We start from the raw sequence: 18,033 nt of genomic DNA, 5'->3' as shown, positions 1-18,033 counted from the left end.
TACTCACACACCCATCTCTAGATATGCTTTCGTGAATCTCTTTACTACTTCTTCCTGATTGTTAAAGAACGACAGCCGATATCATGGTTGCTATAACCACGTATCACTCTGACTGGCTCAATCGCCAATGCAAAGTACTCTGCGCATTACCTGCTCGCAGAACACTATGCACTGAAGATTGTCCATTCAGAATCACAGCCGATAAGCGTGAGCGCTCAACGTTCGACACGTTCAGCTCTAGAAAGGAGGTGATCCAGCCGCACCTTCCGATACGGCTACCTTGTTACGACTTCACCCCAGTCATGAATCCCACCGTGGTAAGCGCCCTCCTTGCGGTTAGGCTACCTACTTCTGGTGAAACCCACTCCCATGGTGTGACGGGCGGTGTGTACAAGACCCGGGAACGTATTCACCGCGGCATGCTGATCCGCGATTACTAGCGATTCCAGCTTCACGCACTCGAGTTGCAGAGTGCGATCCGGACTACGATCGGTTTTCTGGGATTGGCTCCACCTCGCGGCTTGGCAACCCTCTGTTCCGACCATTGTATGACGTGTGAAGCCCTACCCATAAGGGCCATGAGGACTTGACGTCATCCCCACCTTCCTCCGGTTTGTCACCGGCAGTCTCCCTGGAGTGCTCTTGCGTAGCAACTAGGGACAAGGGTTGCGCTCGTTGCGGGACTTAACCCAACATCTCACGACACGAGCTGACGACAGCCATGCAGCACCTGTGTTATGGCTCCCTTTCGGGCACATCCACCTCTCGGCAGACTTCCATACATGTCAAGGGTAGGTAAGGTTTTTCGCGTTGCATCGAATTAATCCACATCATCCACCGCTTGTGCGGGTCCCCGTCAATTCCTTTGAGTTTTAATCTTGCGACCGTACTCCCCAGGCGGTCAACTTCACGCGTTAGCTACGTTACTAAGTCAATGAAGACCCAACAACTAGTTGACATCGTTTAGGGCGTGGACTACCAGGGTATCTAATCCTGTTTGCTCCCCACGCTTTCGTGCATGAGCGTCAGTATTGGCCCAGGGGGCTGCCTTCGCCATCGGTATTCCTCCACATCTCTACGCATTTCACTGCTACACGTGGAATTCTACCCCCCTCTGCCATACTCTAGCCCGCCAGTCACAAATGCAGTTCCCAGGTTAAGCCCGGGGATTTCACATCTGTCTTAGCGGACCGCCTGCGCACGCTTTACGCCCAGTAATTCCGATTAACGCTTGCACCCTACGTATTACCGCGGCTGCTGGCACGTAGTTAGCCGGTGCTTATTCTTCCGGTACCGTCATCCTCCCGCCGTATTAGGACAGAAGTTTTCTTTCCGGACAAAAGTGCTTTACAACCCGAAGGCCTTCTTCACACACGCGGCATTGCTGGATCAGGCTTTCGCCCATTGTCCAAAATTCCCCACTGCTGCCTCCCGTAGGAGTCTGGGCCGTGTCTCAGTCCCAGTGTGGCTGGTCGTCCTCTCAGACCAGCTACAGATCGTCGCCTTGGTAGGCCTTTACCCCACCAACTAGCTAATCTGCCATCGGCCGCCCCTGTAGCGAGAGGTCCTAAGATCCCCCCCTTTCCTCCGTAGAGCGTATGCGGTATTAATCCGGCTTTCGCCGGGCTATCCCCCACTACAGGACACGTTCCGATGTATTACTCACCCGTTCGCCACTCGCCACCAGGATTACTCCCGTGCTGCCGTTCGACTTGCATGTGTAAGGCATGCCGCCAGCGTTCAATCTGAGCCAGGATCAAACTCTTCAGTTCAAACCTGTTACTGTTTTTCGGTTCCGTTAAGAACCGGTCGCTCACTCAACGTACTGACGAATTGTTCGATCGTCTTTCGACAGTCAAACCTTCCTTTCATTACTGTGTGAGACTTGATACTTTCGCTTTGCGGCAGACCCCGAAAGATCCACCTCGCGTCTCGCATCAAGCGCCCACACTTATCGGCTGTTAATTTTTAAAGATCGATTACGCATTCACTACCAAACCAGCACCACGTGTCGCCAACCTCACAACTACCCGGCACCGCTTCGTTCTGCGTCGCTGCATCTGCAGCAGAGAAACGAGATTATGAAGAACTTCCGCTACGTCGTCAACAGGTTTTTATAACTTTCTCAACCCGTTCACTTCGCTGAAACCCTTGCCATTGCTGGCTCCCCCGCCTCCCGTGCCTCGGTGTCCGAAGCACGAAAGAGCGAGATTCTAGCGACCCGCGCAGGGCCTTGCAAGCGTTATTTTGATCTGCATTGATCGCGCCAGAATTGGCGCAAAAGACACGTCCCGGCACCGGCCGGGGCGCAGAGACAACACTCACATTCAAGCAACCAAACGCCGGCTCATCACTCGCTCGACTAGGTTCATATAGTGATCGAGGTCCGGCGTCGCGCGATGTTCTTCCTTGGCAAGATCGTCCCATCTGCGCAGACGCAGTGCATCTTCCGCGTAGGGCTTCTGCAGGAACGCGCTCGCCTCCGCGCTGCTGAAAATGCCGCCCTGCAGTTCCAGACTCCGCACGGAGTCGGCGGACAGTTGCCCGAAGTACGTGTCGTCGATCGCGCACAGGCAGCGCTTGGCGTCGACGTGCAAGCGGATCGGTTCCAGCACCGCGTCCGACAACACCGGCCGCAAAAACGGCAGCGCGAAATACTGATGCAGATCGTCGATGCCCCGCTCCGTCGGCGTTTCGCCTTGCAGATTGAGCAGATGCCCCAGGTCGTGCAGGAACGCCGCGGCGACCAGCTCGTCGCCGGCGCCCGCCTGTTCCGCCAACGCCCCGCTCTGCAGCGCATGCTCCAGTTGCGTCACCGGCTCGCCGCTGTAGGCGATCTTGCCGTACTGCTCGAACAGCGAGCGGATGTCGTTCAAACTCAATGCCACGGTCTTACTCCCACGGTAATGAGAAGGTCTTCAGATTGGTGAAGCTCTTCATGGCTTCCTGAACGCCTTCCTTATAGCCAAGCCCGGAATCTTTAATGCCGCCGAACGGTGTCAACTCGATCCGGTAACCGGGCACTTCCCACACGTTGACGGTGCCCACGCGCAATTCGTTGATGAAGCGCGTGATCGCGTCCTGCCGGTTCGTGCACACGCCCGACGACAACCCGAACGCCGTCCCATTGCTGATGCGAATGGCGTCGTCGAGCGTGTCGAAGGTGATGATGGGCGACACGGGCCCGAAGGTTTCCTCACGCACCACCGCCATCGACGGATCGATGCCGTCGAGCACCGTCGGCGAATACAGCGCGCCGTTGCGCTGGTTGCCGAGCCGCAGCCGCGCACCGGCCGCGACAGCCTCGTTCACGCGCGTTTCGAAAAGCTGCGCGGCGGCCACGTCGATCACGGTGCCCATCTGATTCGCCGCGTCGAACGGATCGCCGAACGACCACGCCCGCGTTTTCTCGACCACCAGATCGGTGAAATCCGCCGCGACGCTCTTCTGCACCAGCATCCGCTTGACTGCCGTGCAGCGCTGCCCGGAGTTCTTATACGAGCCCTGCACCGCGAGCGTCGCGGCGCGTTCGAGATCGGCGTCTTCGAGCACGATCAGCGGATCGTTGCCGCCCAATTCCAAAACCACGCGCCGGTACGCCGCCTTCGCCGCAATGTATTTACCGATCGCCACGCCGCCCGTGAACGTAACGAGTTCCGCCAGCGGATGCGTGATCAGTTCGTCGGCGATTTCGCGCGGATCGCCGGTCAGCACCTGCAGCATCGGCGTGGGCAAGCCGGCTTCGTACAGCACGTCGGCGAGATAGAACGCCGACAACGGCACCTTTTCCGACGGCTTCAACAGCACCCGATTGTTGGTCGCGATCGCCGGCGCGATTTTGTGCGCGACCTGGTTCATCGGATGATTGAACGGCGTAATCGCGACGATCACGCCCGCCAACGGCTCACGCTGCGAAAACACACGACGCTGCTTGCCATGCGGCGTCAGATCGCAGGAAAAACTTTGGCCGTCGTCGCGCAACGCTTCGATCGACGCGAACTTGAGCACGTCGGCGACACGGCCAATCTCGTAGCGCGAATCCTGCTTCGACAAACCGGACTCGAGTGAAATCAGATCCGACGCCTGCTCGGTTCGCTCACGCAACAACGCGGCCGCGCGTTCGAGAATCTGCGAGCGCTCGTAGCGCGTGAGTTTCGCGTCATACGCGGCGGCGTATTCGAACGCGGCGCGCACGTCGTCGACGCTGGCCAGCGGAACCGTGCCCACGCGCGTGCCGGTATACGGATCGAACACGTCGAGCGTGCGCGAGCGCAGGGCACGCTCACCTTTGAGCCGCAGCGCTTCCGCCCGAAAAGCCGGATGGTCCCGCAGCGTCGCGTTCATGATGACGACACGCGATTCAAGGCAATGTCGAAGATATCGAAGTTGCGCAGGCGTTTGCCACCGCTGCCTGACGGTAATCCTTCGACACGCCGGTTGAACAGCAACGGCACCTCCTGCTCGGAGATACCGCCATGCGAACGCAACGGCACCGTGAGCCCGGACAGATCATGGTCGGCGCGTCGCGTGCCGAGCACGACATGCTTCGTGCTGACCACGACGATATCGCCGACGCGGTCGTTCGGCAGCTCGAAACGCTCGCACGCGGTGCGGTTATCGAGCACGGCTTCGATGCCCTGCAAGCGGCCGATCCGTTCGATCACCTGCGCGGCGTCGACCTCGCGCGGCAGATAGATCGTCGCGAACGAGCCGAGCGCGCCGTGATGCACCACGTACGGATCGGTGATCGGCAGGATCACGCGTGTGGTCCTGTCGCCGAACCAGTCGTCCAGCACGTCCTGCAGATAGATCACGTTCGGCTCGCCGGTTTGCGGATCGTGCTTGGCGTTCATGCCGTGGTCGGCGGTCAGGCCGATCACCCAGCCGAGCGCGTCGAGCTTCGCGAGGTAGCCGTCCATCATCGCGTAGAACGCGTTCGCGCCTTCGGTGCCCGGCGCCCATTTGTGCTGGATGTAGTCGGTGGTCGACAGATACATCAGGTCGAGCTTGCGCGTTTGCGCGAGCCGCACGCCGGCCGCGAACACGAATTCGGACAGCCCGGCGCTGTACACGTCCGGCACCGGCAAGCCGACCAGATCGAGCACGTCGGCGATACCGTTTTCTTCGAGCGAGACCTTGTCGGCTTTCTCCGCCGAGAAGCAGATGCCCTTCAATTGCCAGCCGAGCAGACGGCGCAGTTTGTCTTTCGCGGTGACTACAGCGACGGCCGCGCCCGCTTCAGCGGCGGCGGCCAGCAAGGTGCCGGCGCGCAGATAGGCGGGGTCGTTCATCATCACTTCCGCGCCCTCGCCGCCATTCGCGTCCGGGTCCCAGAAGTAATTGCCGCAAATGCCATGCACCGACGGCGGCACGCCGCAGACGATCGACAGGTTGTTCGGGTTGGTGAACGACGGGATCACGCAGTCGCCCTTGAACGCGGCGCCGCCTTTGAGCATCGTGCCGATGAACGGCGCGACGCCGGCCGCAACCGCGGCTTCGAGGTAGTCGAATTCGCAGCCGTCGACGCACACCACCACCGTCGACTGCGTGGGTAGCCGGTAACGGCGGCCGTTGACGTCGATCGTACGTTCGCTTGCGTCGAGGTTTGCGTTCAGGTTTGCATCTGCCATCGTTGCCTTCCATGCGTGCGCGCCACGCGCGTTGTATTCAGGTTGCCACGACTCTCACTCGTTCGACGCCGACGACATCCGCGCCGCGCCCGACGTCCCCGTCACTTCGCAGACCGCTTCGCACGCCGCATGCGCGCGCTGCTGGCCGCCAGTTACATGCGCGCGCATCAGCGCCGCGGCCTGCTCGGCGTCGCGCGACGCGAGCGCCGTGAGAATCGCGCGGTGTTCGGCCAGCGAGCGCTCCATCGCGCTCGCATGCACCTCCAGCGCGGCACGCCGGAACAGACTCAATTCGCTGACCAGCCTGCGATACGTCTCATACAGCTTCAGATTGCCCGACGCCGCCACCAGCCCATCGTGAAACCCCACGTTGGCGCGCGCGTAGGCGTCGTGATCCTGGGTGTCGAGCGCCGCGCGCATCGCGTCGAGCCAATCGCGCAGGACCGCGAGCTTGCGGGCGTCGATATGCGCCGCCAGCATCCGGCACGCCGCCTCTTCGAGCACCGCGCGCACCGCGTAAATCTCATCCGCTTCAGCCAGCGACACCGTCCGCACGAACACCCCGCGATTCTTCTCGGTGCGCACGAGACCGGCCTGCTCCAACGCACGAAACGCTTCGCGCACCGGTCCGCGCGACACCTGCAAACGCGCGGCCCAGTCGGCTTCATTGAGTTTGTCGCCGGGTGTCAGCGCGCCTTCGACGATGTGCCGTTCGATTTCGTCGCGGACCAGCGTGGTCAACGAATGCCTGCGCACCACGTCGATCGGATCGACTGAAGACGTTTGCATATATTCGGTCATTTTGACAAATTTTGCCACATCGAAATGTGCGGACGTGCGACGGCGGCACGCCCGCACGCTTCCCGAAAGAGGTTCGTCAGTCTGCCCGGCGACGCGGCACGCGCGCGGCGATCAACAGCAACGCGGCGAGCGAGACCATCAGCAGAATCAGCGACAGCGCGGAGGCCGGCAGGTAGTAGCCGCGCTCCACCTGACCGACCACGACGATCGGCACCGTCGCGAAGCCCGGCGGATACACGGTGAGCGTGGCGCCGAGTTCGCCGAGCGACAACGCGAAGCCGAGCGCGAGGCTGGCGCGGATGGCCGGCACCAGTTGCGGCAACACGACGCGGCGCAGCACCATCGACGGCGGCGCACCAAGGCTCGCGGCCGCTTCGCGCAGAATCGTCAGCTCGGGCGCAACGCGGCGGCCGCGCAGCGGTAGCAGAACGGCAGCACCAGCGCGAGCTGCACGAACACGACGATCGCCGCGGAGCTCGACAGATCGAGCGGCCGCTTGTGGTACGCGATCAGCACGGCGAGCCCGAGCACCACGCTCGGCACCCCGTTGGGCATCATCGCGATGGTGTCGACCACGGCGCCGAGGCCGCGGCGGTCGCGCCCTTCGAGCGCCAGCGCGAGCCACAGGCCGACAATCGTGCCGAGCACCGCGACGCCCATGCCGATTTCCAGGCTGGTGGTGAGCGCGTCGAAGTCGCTCGAACCGAGCCGCTCGAACCAGCGCATGCTGAAGCCGTCCGGCAGGATCGTGCCGGACCAGTGCGCGGCCACGCTCGACAACGCGACGACCAGCACCGGCAACACGAACAACCAGAAACACAGCAGCGCGGCGAAGCCGAGAAACAGCCCGCTCAGCAGGCGTGTCAGCAGACTGCGGCGCACCGGCCGCGCTTTCTTGTGCATGACCGGCAAAACGGTCGGGTCGAGTTCAACGGCCATGGCCCGCTCCTTTCACCTTGCGACGGTTGACCTGACGGTACAACGCGTACAGCGACAAAGACATGATCAGCATGACGACCGCGCCAGCGGCGGCGGTCGGCAGATCGAGATCGACCGTGGCGGAGCTATAGATCGCCACCGGCAGCGTGATCAGATGCGCGCTGCCGAGCACGAGCAGAATGCCGAACTCGTTCAGCGTGAGCAGAAAACACAGAATCGTGCCGGCCGCGATGCCCGGCCACGCGAGCGGCAGGATCACCTTGAACGCGACCATAAAGGTGCTCGCGCCGAGGCTGCGCGCGGCTTCGATCAGACGCATGTCGAGCGTGGCGAACGAGGCCAGCGTGGGACGCACGACGAACGGTGCGTAGAACACCACTTCCGCGAGAATCACGCCGCCCACACCGAACAGGAAATCGAGCGGCGGCGCCTGCAGATGAAACAGCCGCTGCAAGCCGATGCTGACCGAGCCTTGCGAGCCGTACAGAAAGATCAGCGTGAACGCGACAAGAAACGACGGGAACGCCACGAACAGTTCGAGAAAGCGCGTCACCATGCGCGCGCCCGGAAACGGCTTGAAAAACAGCAGCGAAGCCAGCGCCACGCCGAGCAGCGAAGCCAGCCCGGCGCTCGCGAACAGAATCCACAGCGTCGTGCCGATCACGCCGCGCGTTTCCGGATTGCCGAAGAACTGCACATACGCCTGCACGCTCAAGCCGTGCGCGCCGGTCAGACTCAGCAGCACGAGGCGGATCAGCGGATAGATCACCAGCGGGCCGAGCACCACCACCGCGATGAACAGCAGGTGCCATTGCGCCCTGCGCTCGCGCCGCTTCACCGCCGCCGTGTGCGAAGCCGCGCTGGCGCGGCGGCGGGCCGCGGCGGCATCGGCGGCGGCCGCTGCGCCGAGCGAATCGGACGTATCAGGGGTTGATAAGGACGACATCGTCAGCCTCGTAATGCAGGGAAACACGCGCGCCCTTCTCCGGCATCATGCCGTGGCCGCGCTGCATCTGGACCAGCACGGGTTCGTTGGGCATGGCGTCCAGCACGACCGATACCGACAACACCGCGCCATACCATTCGACCGAGGTAATCGCGCCGTGCAATTGACCTTCGCCGAGCGGCACGATACGCAATGCTTCCGGACGCAGACAGGCAACCCGGTCGCGTTCGTTGTAACGCACGTCGCCCATGCCGAAGGCGACCTGCGGCGGCAGCAGATTGGCCGCGCCCAGATAGCGTGCGACGAAGCCGTCGTTCGGCGTGTCGTACAACTGCTGCGGCGTGCCGAGTTGGGCGATGCGGCCTTCGCGCATCAGCAGCGTGCGGTCGGACAGCACCAGCGCGTCGTCCTGATCGTGCGTCACGCAGACGATCGTCAGATTCGGCAGCCGCTCGTGCAGCGCCTTCAGTTCTGAACGCACCGACGCGCGCAGATTGGCGTCGAGTGCGGAAAGGGGTTCGTCGAGCAGCAGCACGTCGGGCTCGATCACCAGCGCGCGGGCCAGGGCCACGCGCTGCTGCATGCCGCCCGACAGTTGCGCGGGCATCACGTGACCGGCGTCGCCGAGCTGCACCAGCTTCAAGGCATCGGCCACGCGCCGTGCGACGTCTTTGGACGGCGTGCGTCGCGCGCGCAAACCGAACGCGACGTTATCGAACACCGACAGATGCGGAAACAGCGCATAGCTCTGGAACAGCAGACCCAGATTGCGCTTGTGCGGCGGCACGTGCGTGAGGTCGTGACCGGCCACGGTCAGCGTGCCGGACAAGCCGTCCGCCTCGATAAACCCGGCGATGAAACGCAACAACGTGGTCTTGCCACAACCGCTGCGGCCTAGCACGGTGAGCAGTTCGCCGCGCTGAATGGTCAACGACAGATCGTCGAGCACCGTGCGCGAACCGAAGCGCACCGTCAGATGGTCGATCTGCACGCCGCCCGGCGTAGTCGAACGCGCGGCGTCGAGCGCGTCCGGTGAGGCGCCGAGCGCGCCTGGGTGAGCAAGACTGGCCGTATTCACCGGGTTCATCCTCCAACAAGATTAATGCTGACGCGGCGCCCCGGGAGACCCGGAGGCGCCGCCTGACTCTATTGCTTCAACCGCGTGGTTACGTCAGCGGCGTTGCTGCTTCAACAGCGCGGTTCAGCCGCGCTGCGAATTACGGCTTACTTCGGCTTGACCACGTCGAGCTGCTTGCCCGACGAACCGATCACGTCGTTCTTCCAGCGTGCGGTCCAGTCGGCCTTCTTCGCCATCACCTGGTTCCAGTCCACCGGAATCAGCTTCACGCCGGCGATTGCCTGCTTGACGGCTTCGCCGTTCTTGCCGGCGAGCGGCACGTCGGTGCGGCCCGGAATACCGAAGATGTCCGGCACCTTCGACTGCACGTCCGTCGACATCAGGTAGTCGATCAGCTTCTTGCCTTCCGCCTGGTTCGGACCGTTCTTGATCAGGCCGATCGCGTACGGCAACTGGAACGTGGTCGGCTGGCCGCCGGCCGTGGCCGCGAGGAACACCGGCTTGAGCGACAGGCCACCGTTGGCGGCGTCGTCCAGATCCATTTGCAGATCGCCGTTGGCGACCGCGATTTCGTTGCGCGACAGCAGCACGTCGAGGTAGCCCGTGCCCTTGGTGTGGAACTTGGCGCTGTTTTCGAGCTTCTTCAGATAGTCGAACGCCTTGTCTTCACCCATCAGCGACGACGTCAGGATGATCACCGCCATGCCGTCGCCGGCCGTGGCCGGGTTCGAGTAAGCGATCTTGCCCGTGAAGTCCGGGTGCAGCAGATCGGCGAACGTCTTCGGCTGGGTCTTCGTGACTTCCGGGTTGATCGCGAACGAGAAATAGTTGTTCACGAAAGTCGCCCACGCGCCGTTCGGCGCCTTGGCGATAGCCGGCACGTTCTTGTAGTTGGCGCTCTGATAAGCCTGCAGCAGGCCGCTCTGATCGGCTTGCTGGATGAAGGGCGGCAGCGTGACGATCACGTCGGCCTTCGGCTGATCTTTTTCGATGGTGGCGCGGTTCACTACTTCACCGCTGCCTGCCGTGACGATGTTGACCTTCACGCCTTCCTTCTTTTCGAAGGCCGGCAGCACATCCTTGTAAAGGTTTTCGAGGCCGTCGGCGGTGTACAGGACCACGGCGTCAGCCGCGTGAGCCTGGATGGCCGTGCCGCCGAACGCTGCCGCGGCGACCAGCGCCGGCAACAGCTTGCGTGCGAGACCGGCGGTGGCGTGAAGGGAATTCGTCTTTGTCATGTCGCTCTCTCCGAAAGGCAAAAAACCAGACGGTCGGGATGTCCCGATACCTGTTGTGATTGAACGGCGGTAGCGCCGCGCCGCATGCGTGTTGCCCGCAACCAGCTGTCGTGCCCGGATCCGCACATTACAGATTGCAGATTGCCGACAACTTTGCTGCTTCCTCTTCAGCCTGACTTACAGCTCACCTACGACACTCGCGCTGCGCTGCCATGCCTGAACGGGCATAGCAAGGATCACAGGTTTCCGTGACAACGCCATGACGATTCTGGCAAATTCCAAAAAATGACACAATTCGCCAATAATATCCAAATCGTCGTTTCGTCGACCCGAATGGACGGCGATCCTTCACCGTCAATTTTCCCCTGCCGACGGAGGCTTGCGTGAACTCTGCCAACGACCCGATCCTGCTGACTCCTGGGCCGCTCACCACTTCATTGCGAACCCGCGAGGCGATGCTGCGCGACTGGGGTTCGTGGGACGCAGCTTTCAATCGCATGACGCACAGCGTGTGCGCCGAGCTGGTGAATATCGTGCATGGCGAAAGCGACTACGTGTGCGCGCCGCTGCAAGGCAGCGGGACATTCGCGGTCGAAGCGGCCATCGGTACGCTGGTGCCGCGTCAAGGCTGCGTGCTGGTGCCGAACAACGGCGCGTATTGTGCCCGTCTGATCCGGATATTGCAGCGTATGGGGCTCGCTTACGTCGAACTGGCGCTGCGCGAGGACCAACCGGTCAGCGCCGCCGCCGTGGAAGACGCTTTCAATCGCGATTCTCGCATCAGCCACGTCGCGCTGGTTCACCTGGAAACGAGCGCCGGCCTGCTCAATCCGCTCGACGATATCGCCGCGGTATGTCAGCGGCACGGCAGGCGCCTGATCGTCGACGCGATGAGTTCGTTCGGCGCGCTGCCGATCGATCTGCGGCGCGGCGGCATCGACGCGTTGATCTCGGCGAGCGGCAAATGCCTCGAAGGCGTGCCGGGGATGGGCTTTGTGATTGTGCGCCGCAGCGAGCTCGAACAGAGCGAAGGACGTTCGCCGTCGCTCGCGCTGGATCTGTACGATCAATATGCCTATCTGCAGAAGACGACGCAGTGGCGCTTCACGCCGCCCACTCACGTGGTCGCCGCGTTGCGCGAGGCGCTCGACCAGTTCATTGCCGAAGGCGGTCAGCCGGCACGCGGCGCGCGTTACGCGCGGAACTGCGCGACGCTGGTTAGCGGCATGAAAGCGCTCGGCTTCAAGCCGTTTCTACAGGCCGAGGTGCAGGCGCCGGTGATCGTCACGTTCCACGCGCCGCGCGATCCGGCGTGGAACTTCGCGCATTTCTATGCGGCGGTGCGGGACGAAGGCTATGTGCTGTATCCCGGCAAGCTGACGCAGGTGGAGACCTTTCGCGTGGGTTGCATCGGCGCGATCGATGCGGACGATCTGCGCAATGCGGTGGCCGCGATCGATCGCACGCTCGTGCGGCTGGGAATCCAGGTGCGTTAAGCCGCGTGGCCTCAGGCGATCAGAATTTCCGGCCCGTGCGCCGCGATCGCCTTGCCGAGCGAGCGCTCGGGCGCCAGCTCGGTCACCAGATAGCGCGCCGACTCGATCCCGTTGATACGCACCGGCGTCACGCGGCCGAACTTCGAATGGTCGGCGACGATCACCACCATGTCGGCGGCGGCGATCATGCGGCTGCGCAACTCGGCGGCCATGCGGCTGTAGTCGCTCAGATAGCCGTCCGGCGAAATGCCGCCCGCGCCGATGAACGCGAAATCCGCGTGGTACTGCGTGAGCTGATGCACGGTGTCGAGGCCGAAAGTAGCGTCTTCGATATCCGACAGCTCGCCGCCCAGCAGCGTGACGCGATTGTCGTTGCGCCGGCCGAGCAGCAGCGCGATGCGCCAGTCGTTCGTGTAGACCGTTAGCCGATGGCGGTCCAGTAGCGCCCGCGCCACCGCCTGCGTGGTGCTGCCCGAATCGACGATCAGCGACGCGCCGTCCGGCACGAACTCCGCCGCGCGTTCGCCGATGGCGCGCTTCGCGCCGGCATTCGCGGCTTCGCGCGTATCGAGATCGGGCTCGCGCCGGTCGCTCGAGAGCGCGCCGCCGTGGGTGGTGACCAGCAGACCGCGCCCGGCCAGCGCATTCAGATCGCGACGAATGGTCTCGCGCGACACGTTCAGTTCGCGCACCAGCTCAGCGACCGAAAGCGCGCCGGTTTTGGCGACTTGCGCCAGGATGTATTGATGACGTTGTTCTGCGAGCATCGGGTGATGGCCGGGAGCCGGCACACTTGGGTTTCGCCACGGTTGGAGAAGGCCGGCGTATTGTATTACGCGTGACGCGGCGATGCGCCAATTGACGCGCCGACCTGCTAACCTGATCACCCTGGCCGCGCGCCGACGATTGCCGAACCCGCCTCGTCCCTCCACTGAACTGCCGATGCCGCCACTGCTTCGCCGCTTACTGCTGCTGTTCCACGCGCTGCGCTACGGCGCGCGTCTGATCTGGCTGGCCGCGCCCCCCGACCACAAACTGCACTGGATGATCCAGTTGCTCGACCGGGCGCGCGCGTCCGGCCGCAGCGGCGCGAGTCTGCACGGCGTGCTGCCGGCGCTCGGGCCGCTCGCCAGCCGCTTTGCGCAGACGCTCGCCGAACGCCCCGAACTCGCCACGGGCACGTTGCACGACGCGATCGACGCGATCGATCACATGGAAGCCCCGCTGCCGCCCGCGGAATCCGAAGCAGCGCTCGCGCGCGCGTTCGGCCGGCCGCTCGCCACCCTTTTTAGCGCCGTCGATCTGACGCCGGTACGCGGCGGCTTCGCCGAACAAACGCATCTGGCGCGCCTGCTCGTGCCGGTCAACGGTCATAGCGAAGTGGCGATCAAACTGGTGCGCGCCGACCAGTTGCAGCAGATCGGCGACGAACTCGCGCTGCTGCGCTGGGTCGCGCGCTGGATGGAAAAGCTTTCCCGCCGCGCGCGCCGCCTGCAATTGCGCACACTCGCGCAGAGTTTTACCGACGACATTCAGCGCCGCTTCGATCTGCGCGCCGAGGCCGCCAATCTGAGCCAGACCGGCCATCATTTCGACGGCGACAAACGCATCGTCGTGCCGGACGTGATCTGGGACCTGTGCACGAACCACACGCTGACCATGCAGCGCATCAGCACCTTGCCGGCGAGCGATCTGCCGGGGCTGCACGCGCATCACGTCAAGCTCGCGCCGCTCGCCGCGCATATCGTCGAGGTGGTGACCGAGCAGGCGTTCGAGCACGGCTTTTTCCACGCCACGCTCGACTCCCGGCGCGTGCGCGTGAGCATCGAGCCGGACACGCTGGGGCGTCTCGTGCTGGCGGAGTTTTCGATCATGTCGAGTCTGTCGACCGGCGAGCGCGAGTTCTTCGTGCACGGCGCGAGCGCATTGTTCGACCAGGATTACGGACGCCTTGCCGAGATGCATCGCGCGGCCGGGCATGTGCCGCACGACACGCGCGCGGAAATGCTCGAAGCCGAATTGCGCACGCGCGCCGAAGCGCATTTCGCAGCGGCGCCGGAAGACCGCTCGGCGGGGTCGCTGTTTCATCATCTGCTGCATGCGGTGCATCCGTTCGACGGCGCGGTGCCGGGGCGGCTCGCCAGTGCGCAACGCTCGTTCCAGCAGGCGGAAATGCTGGCGCGCGCGCTGCATCCGGGCGTCGATACGTGGAATATCACGCGGGGCGTGTTAGCGGGTATCGCGCGGCGCGATCTCGATCATCGCGGCTGGATCAAGCGTCTGTCGCGCGAGTTGCCGCATCTCGCGCATATGCTGCCGCGCGTGCCGCAACTGGCGGTGCGTTACCTGCAGCATGAACACGACCGCGCGCGGACGCCGCGGCAGAGTGCCGAACTGATGGCGGATATCGGTCGTGAATACCGGCGCACGCGGGTTTTGCTGTGGGCGTGCGCGGTGTGCGGCGGGGTGCTGGGGGCGGGGACGGTTTTGTTGATGTGGTGAGGTGGGTGGGCGTGTGAGGTGCTGATGTCTGTGCGACGCAGATGCGGCCCACTAGCCCTACGCCCATTGCAGCTTCGAACAAGACACGCTTCGTGTACCTCGACAAGATGGCGGTTTTCCACACCACCTTTTCCGATGCTCGCTTCGTCAATCGCCGCGCTGTTCGTCGTGTTGTGGTCGACCGGTTTCGTGGTCGCCCGCGCGATCACGCCCTACGCCGATCCCAATCTCTTTTTGCTCGCGCGCTTCGGCGGCACGGCAACGATCTTCGCGCTCGTCGCGCTCGTCGCTCGCGCCGCATGGCCGAGCGGGCGCGACCTCGGCAAGCATCTGCTGGCGGGCGCGCTGCTGCAAGGCGTCTATCTTGGCGCCGGCTATTGGGCCGTGGCGCAGGGACTCAGCGCCGGCGTAATGGCGTTGCTCGGCGCGCTGCAGCCGCTCGCGACCGCCGCCGTCGCGGCACCGCTGTTCGGCGAACGTTTGTCGCGACGTGGCTGGGCCGGCATGGCGCTCGGTCTGGCCGGCGTCGCGCTGGTGCTCGAACCGAAGCTCGCCTCCGCCGCGGTGCCCGCGTCGCAGGGCAGCGCGCCATCGTGGCTGGTCGTGCTGATTTCAGTGGTCGCGGTCGGCGCGATTACAGCGGGTACGTTGTTTCAGAAAACATCGCTGGCCAAGGCCGATATCCGCAGCGCAAGCGCGGTGCAGAATTTCGGCGCGGCGCTCGTCGCGGGTCTGCTTGCGCTCGCGCTGGGCGAGCATCGCTGGATTGCTTCGGGTACGTTGTGGGCGTCGTTGGCGTGGGGCATCGTGATGCTGTCCGGTATCGGCGTCACGTTGCTGGTGTGGATGGTCAGGCGCGGCGACGCGGCGCGCGCCACCGCGCTGATGTTCCTCGCCCCGCCGCTCGCCGCGCTCGAAGGGTATATCGGCTTCGGCGAGACGTTGCTGCCGGTGCAGATCGCGGGGTTCGGCGTGGCGTTGGTGGGGGTGTTGCTGGCGCGCTCGTGAGTGTGGCGCGGTGCGGTGCGGTGCGGTGCGGTGCGGTGCGGTGCGGCGATCATGGCCGGCAAAGCGCAGCGAATCAATGCGCCGGCAGGCAAGTTACCGGCACAACCATCAGCCACGGCGACGGCAGCGAATCAATCCGCCGTGTCCGCCGCGGCCGGCACTTTCGCGCGCGCCTTGCCGCCCGGCAGCGGCGACCACGCCGGGCGGCTCTTGCGCTCGGAGTCCACCACGACGATATAGCGGCCCGCCCACGGCGTGACCTGACGATCGCTCTTCAACACCCACAGCGATTTGCCCGATTCGACCAACGCGACATAGCCGGCGTCCAGAATGCCGTAGTGATCGAGAAAGGTATTCAACGACGCGGGAATCCGCACGCAACCCTTAGAGTGACGAATGCCGAGCACCTGCTCGAGACGGTCGGGATCGGTGGCATGCATCTGGAAGCGCATCTGCGAGATGCCGCCCTTGCCCCAGCCTCGTTCGCCTTGTGCCCAGCCGAGGTCGAAGATCCGCATGTCGCGTTTGCCGTAACCGCGAATATGGTTTTCGTTCTGCGTGCCCTCGGAACGGAAATCCATATTGGCCGGCGTATGTTCGAACACGCCGAGCGGTGTGATGAAGTGGTCGTACTCGCCCGGCCGGCCGGTGGAAACCGGCGACGCGCCGATCATCTGCCAGGCGTCGGCCGGCGCGGCGCGGAAGTAGATGAACAGCGCCTGCACGTTGGCGTTGCGGTCGACCATCACGACGTATTGGCCCGACAGATTGCCCAGCGCGTGTTCGACGAGCGCCGTTTGCAGGCGCTCGGCGTAGGCGCGCTGCTCCGTGGCCGGTACTTTTAACCGGCGCGTGACGTCTTTCGTGAACATGTCACGCAGCAGTAATGCGCGATGCGGGTCGACGACACCGGCCGCGTCAGGCGCGGCGACGGGGGATGCCACCGCCGAGGCGGAAGGCCCATCCGATTCCGACGGCGCCACAGACACCGTCGCAGACGCAGAAGCAGACGCAGACACCGCCGCAGAAGCAGAAGCCGCCACAGGCCCCGCCGCCAACGCCACGCTACACGACAGCGCACACAACACAGCGCCCAACGCGCTCGTCAGACGATAAAAAGAACGACCCGCGCAACTCGCGCGCGAAGCAGAAAAGAAATCCGACATACCCATTACTTCAATTACTTCAATTACTTCAATTACTTCGTGCCGACGCTCCATTGACACAGAGGTCGAGCGATCGGAAACAGGCTGGCCAGGCCGATTGGAGTAGTTCATCGCGTGTTTGAGCAAACCTGATTATTATTGACAGCTCGCCGGCTCATGCGGCGCTCGGAACGAGAATGTTACTTAGCGCATTGCGATCTGTCGATCATGTCTCGCGAGCCGACGTGCAATCCACTTTCTCCGGCGCACCAGCGCCAAAGCTTCAACATTGCGCGATCGCGCGAGGGAGCAGCAAAGCATCATGACGCAACAGGATCCAGTCGCACGTCAAGCCGGCATCGCCGCGGAAATGCACATGGGTGCCGAGTTCGACGCCGCGCAGGAGATCGAGCGCCGGGTCGCTTTTCTGGCGAACTATCTGCGCAGCAGCGGACTGAAGACCTACGTGCTCGGGATCAGCGGCGGCGTCGACTCGACCACGGCGGGACGGCTTGCGCAACTCGCCGTCGAGCGGCTGCGCGCCGAGCATTACGACGCGCGCTTCGTCGCGGTTCGCCTGCCCTACGGCGAGCAGAAAGACGAAGCCGATGCACAGCAAGCGTTGCGTTTCATCCGCGCGGATGAAAATCTCGCCATCGACATCAAGCCCGCCGCCGACGCCATGCTAGCCGCGCTACATCACAGCGGCGTGCCGTTCTCGGACGATTCGCAACAGGATTTCGTGCACGGCAATATCAAGGCACGGCAGCGCATGATCGCCCAATACGCGGTGGCCAGCGCCCGCACGGGCGTGGTGATCGGCACGGACCACGCGGCCGAATCGCTAATGGGCTTCTTCACCAAGTTCGGCGACGGCGGCGCCGACGTGCTGCCGCTCGCCGGCCTGAACAAGCGCCGCGTGCGCGCGGTGGCCAAAGCGCTGGGCGCGCCCGAGGCGTTAGCGCACAAAGTGCCGACCGCCGACCTCGAAATGTTGCGTCCGCAACGACCCGACGAGGACGCTTACGGCATCCCGTACGACGACATTGACGACTTTCTGGAAGGCAAGCCTGTGAGCGATGCGGCGCGTCACGTCATCTTGCGTTTCTACGAGGCCACCCGGCACAAGCGGGCGTTGCCGTACACGCCGTTCGACTGGCCGGCGCCGGCAAGCGGGGAATGACACCAGGAAGTTAGCCAACGAAAGACGAAGGAAGGTGGACGGCAGACGGTGGAGTGCAAAGCGCGGA

13 protein-coding genes, 1 rRNA gene and 1 pseudogene are annotated in these 18,033 nt (G+C 63.7%); 4 read left to right on the top strand and 11 right to left on the bottom strand.

The window, feature by feature from the left end; translation table 11 throughout:
- Positions 1 to 241: 241 nt before the first annotated feature.
- The 9 genes and pseudogenes from FA94_RS25430 to phnS form a co-directional block, all read right to left on the bottom strand.
- Positions 242 to 1,772: ribosomal RNA gene (locus FA94_RS25430) — 16S ribosomal RNA — on the bottom strand.
- A 555-nt stretch (positions 1,773 to 2,327) separates the two neighbouring features.
- Entirely contained in the window at positions 2,328 to 2,888 is a 561-nt protein-coding gene (locus FA94_RS25425) for a phosphonate degradation HD-domain oxygenase (protein ID WP_035556397.1), read from the bottom strand.
- A gap of 4 nt (positions 2,889 to 2,892) precedes the next feature.
- A complete protein-coding gene (gene phnY / locus FA94_RS25420) occupies positions 2,893 to 4,344 on the bottom strand; it encodes a phosphonoacetaldehyde dehydrogenase (protein ID WP_035556395.1) in 1,452 nt (483 codons plus the stop codon).
- Positions 4,341 to 5,630, bottom strand: a complete 1,290-nt coding sequence (gene phnA / locus FA94_RS25415) for a phosphonoacetate hydrolase (RefSeq protein ID WP_051980739.1) — start codon at positions 5,628 to 5,630, stop codon at positions 4,341 to 4,343. The genes phnY and phnA overlap by 4 nt, the downstream gene beginning before the upstream one ends.
- A gap of 54 nt (positions 5,631 to 5,684) precedes the next feature.
- Complete coding sequence (locus FA94_RS25410; RefSeq protein ID WP_035556393.1) at positions 5,685 to 6,431, bottom strand: phosphonate utilization associated transcriptional regulator; 747 nt, start codon at positions 6,429 to 6,431, stop codon at positions 5,685 to 5,687.
- 76 nt (positions 6,432 to 6,507) lie between these two features.
- Positions 6,508 to 7,370 (bottom strand): annotated as a pseudogene (gene phnV, locus FA94_RS25405) (2-aminoethylphosphonate ABC transport system, membrane component PhnV).
- Entirely contained in the window at positions 7,360 to 8,316 is a 957-nt protein-coding gene (gene phnU, locus FA94_RS25400) for a 2-aminoethylphosphonate ABC transporter permease subunit (protein ID WP_035556392.1), read from the bottom strand. The pseudogene phnV and the gene phnU overlap by 11 nt, the downstream one beginning before the upstream one ends.
- Complete coding sequence (gene phnT, locus FA94_RS25395) at positions 8,294 to 9,394, bottom strand: 2-aminoethylphosphonate ABC transport system ATP-binding subunit PhnT (RefSeq protein WP_035563002.1); 1,101 nt, start codon at positions 9,392 to 9,394, stop codon at positions 8,294 to 8,296. The genes phnU and phnT overlap by 23 nt, the downstream gene beginning before the upstream one ends.
- 146 nt (positions 9,395 to 9,540) lie before the next feature.
- A complete protein-coding gene (gene phnS, locus FA94_RS25390; RefSeq protein ID WP_035556390.1) occupies positions 9,541 to 10,632 on the bottom strand; it encodes a 2-aminoethylphosphonate ABC transporter substrate-binding protein in 1,092 nt (363 codons plus the stop codon).
- 383 nt (positions 10,633 to 11,015) lie between these two features.
- Between phnS and FA94_RS25385 the strand changes: the two genes are divergently transcribed.
- The gene (locus FA94_RS25385; RefSeq protein WP_156126704.1) at positions 11,016 to 12,128 is read left to right on the top strand and encodes a 2-aminoethylphosphonate--pyruvate transaminase; all 1,113 of its coding nucleotides are present in this window, start codon (positions 11,016 to 11,018) and stop codon (positions 12,126 to 12,128) included.
- Positions 12,129 to 12,139: 11 nt separating this feature from the next.
- Here FA94_RS25385 and FA94_RS25380 read toward each other — a convergent pair whose 3' ends face one another.
- Positions 12,140 to 12,895: a DeoR/GlpR family DNA-binding transcription regulator gene (locus FA94_RS25380; RefSeq protein WP_035556386.1), complete on the bottom strand. Its 756-nt coding sequence runs from the start codon at positions 12,893 to 12,895 to the stop codon at positions 12,140 to 12,142.
- A 175-nt stretch (positions 12,896 to 13,070) separates the two neighbouring features.
- Between FA94_RS25380 and FA94_RS25375 the strand changes: the two genes are divergently transcribed.
- Entirely contained in the window at positions 13,071 to 14,630 is a 1,560-nt protein-coding gene (locus tag FA94_RS25375; RefSeq protein ID WP_035556384.1) for an ABC1 kinase family protein, read from the top strand.
- A gap of 135 nt (positions 14,631 to 14,765) precedes the next feature.
- Positions 14,766 to 15,638, top strand: a complete 873-nt coding sequence (locus FA94_RS25370) for a DMT family transporter (protein WP_035556382.1) — start codon at positions 14,766 to 14,768, stop codon at positions 15,636 to 15,638.
- A 131-nt stretch (positions 15,639 to 15,769) separates the two neighbouring features.
- On the opposite strand, the gene FA94_RS25365 is transcribed toward FA94_RS25370, so the two are convergent.
- A complete protein-coding gene (locus tag FA94_RS25365) occupies positions 15,770 to 16,804 on the bottom strand; it encodes a L,D-transpeptidase (protein WP_035556380.1) in 1,035 nt (344 codons plus the stop codon).
- 301 nt (positions 16,805 to 17,105) lie between these two features.
- On the opposite strand from FA94_RS25365, the gene nadE reads away from it, so the two are divergent.
- Positions 17,106 to 17,966, top strand: a complete 861-nt coding sequence (gene nadE, locus FA94_RS25360; protein WP_035556377.1) for an NAD(+) synthase — start codon at positions 17,106 to 17,108, stop codon at positions 17,964 to 17,966.
- Positions 17,967 to 18,033 lie beyond the last annotated feature (67 nt).

It is taken from the genome of Burkholderia sp. 9120 (genome assembly GCF_000745015.1).
Lineage (GTDB): Bacteria > Pseudomonadota > Gammaproteobacteria > Burkholderiales > Burkholderiaceae > Paraburkholderia.
Note: the sequence above shows the minus strand (reverse complement) of the source record. Positions and strands in the feature narration are given on the sequence as shown.

What these genes read in the sequence shown, in the direction of transcription:
- phnY (WP_035556395.1), bottom strand. Translation starts at nt 4,344, where the DNA reads ATGAACGCGACGCTGCGGGACCATCCGGCTTTTCGGGCGGAAGCGCTG.
- phnA (WP_051980739.1), bottom strand. Translation starts at nt 5,630, where the DNA reads ATGGCAGATGCAAACCTGAACGCAAACCTCGACGCAAGCGAACGTACG.
- FA94_RS25410 (WP_035556393.1), bottom strand. Translation starts at nt 6,431, where the DNA reads ATGACCGAATATATGCAAACGTCTTCAGTCGATCCGATCGACGTGGTG.
- phnU (WP_035556392.1), bottom strand. Translation starts at nt 8,316, where the DNA reads ATGTCGTCCTTATCAACCCCTGATACGTCCGATTCGCTCGGCGCAGCG.
- phnS (WP_035556390.1), bottom strand. Translation starts at nt 10,632, where the DNA reads ATGACAAAGACGAATTCCCTTCACGCCACCGCCGGTCTCGCACGCAAG.
- FA94_RS25380 (WP_035556386.1), bottom strand. Translation starts at nt 12,895, where the DNA reads ATGCTCGCAGAACAACGTCATCAATACATCCTGGCGCAAGTCGCCAAA.
- FA94_RS25375 (WP_035556384.1), top strand. Translation starts at nt 13,071, where the DNA reads ATGCCGCCACTGCTTCGCCGCTTACTGCTGCTGTTCCACGCGCTGCGC.
- FA94_RS25370 (WP_035556382.1), top strand. Translation starts at nt 14,766, where the DNA reads ATGCTCGCTTCGTCAATCGCCGCGCTGTTCGTCGTGTTGTGGTCGACC.
- FA94_RS25365 (WP_035556380.1), bottom strand. Translation starts at nt 16,804, where the DNA reads ATGTCGGATTTCTTTTCTGCTTCGCGCGCGAGTTGCGCGGGTCGTTCT.
- nadE (WP_035556377.1), top strand. Translation starts at nt 17,106, where the DNA reads ATGACGCAACAGGATCCAGTCGCACGTCAAGCCGGCATCGCCGCGGAA.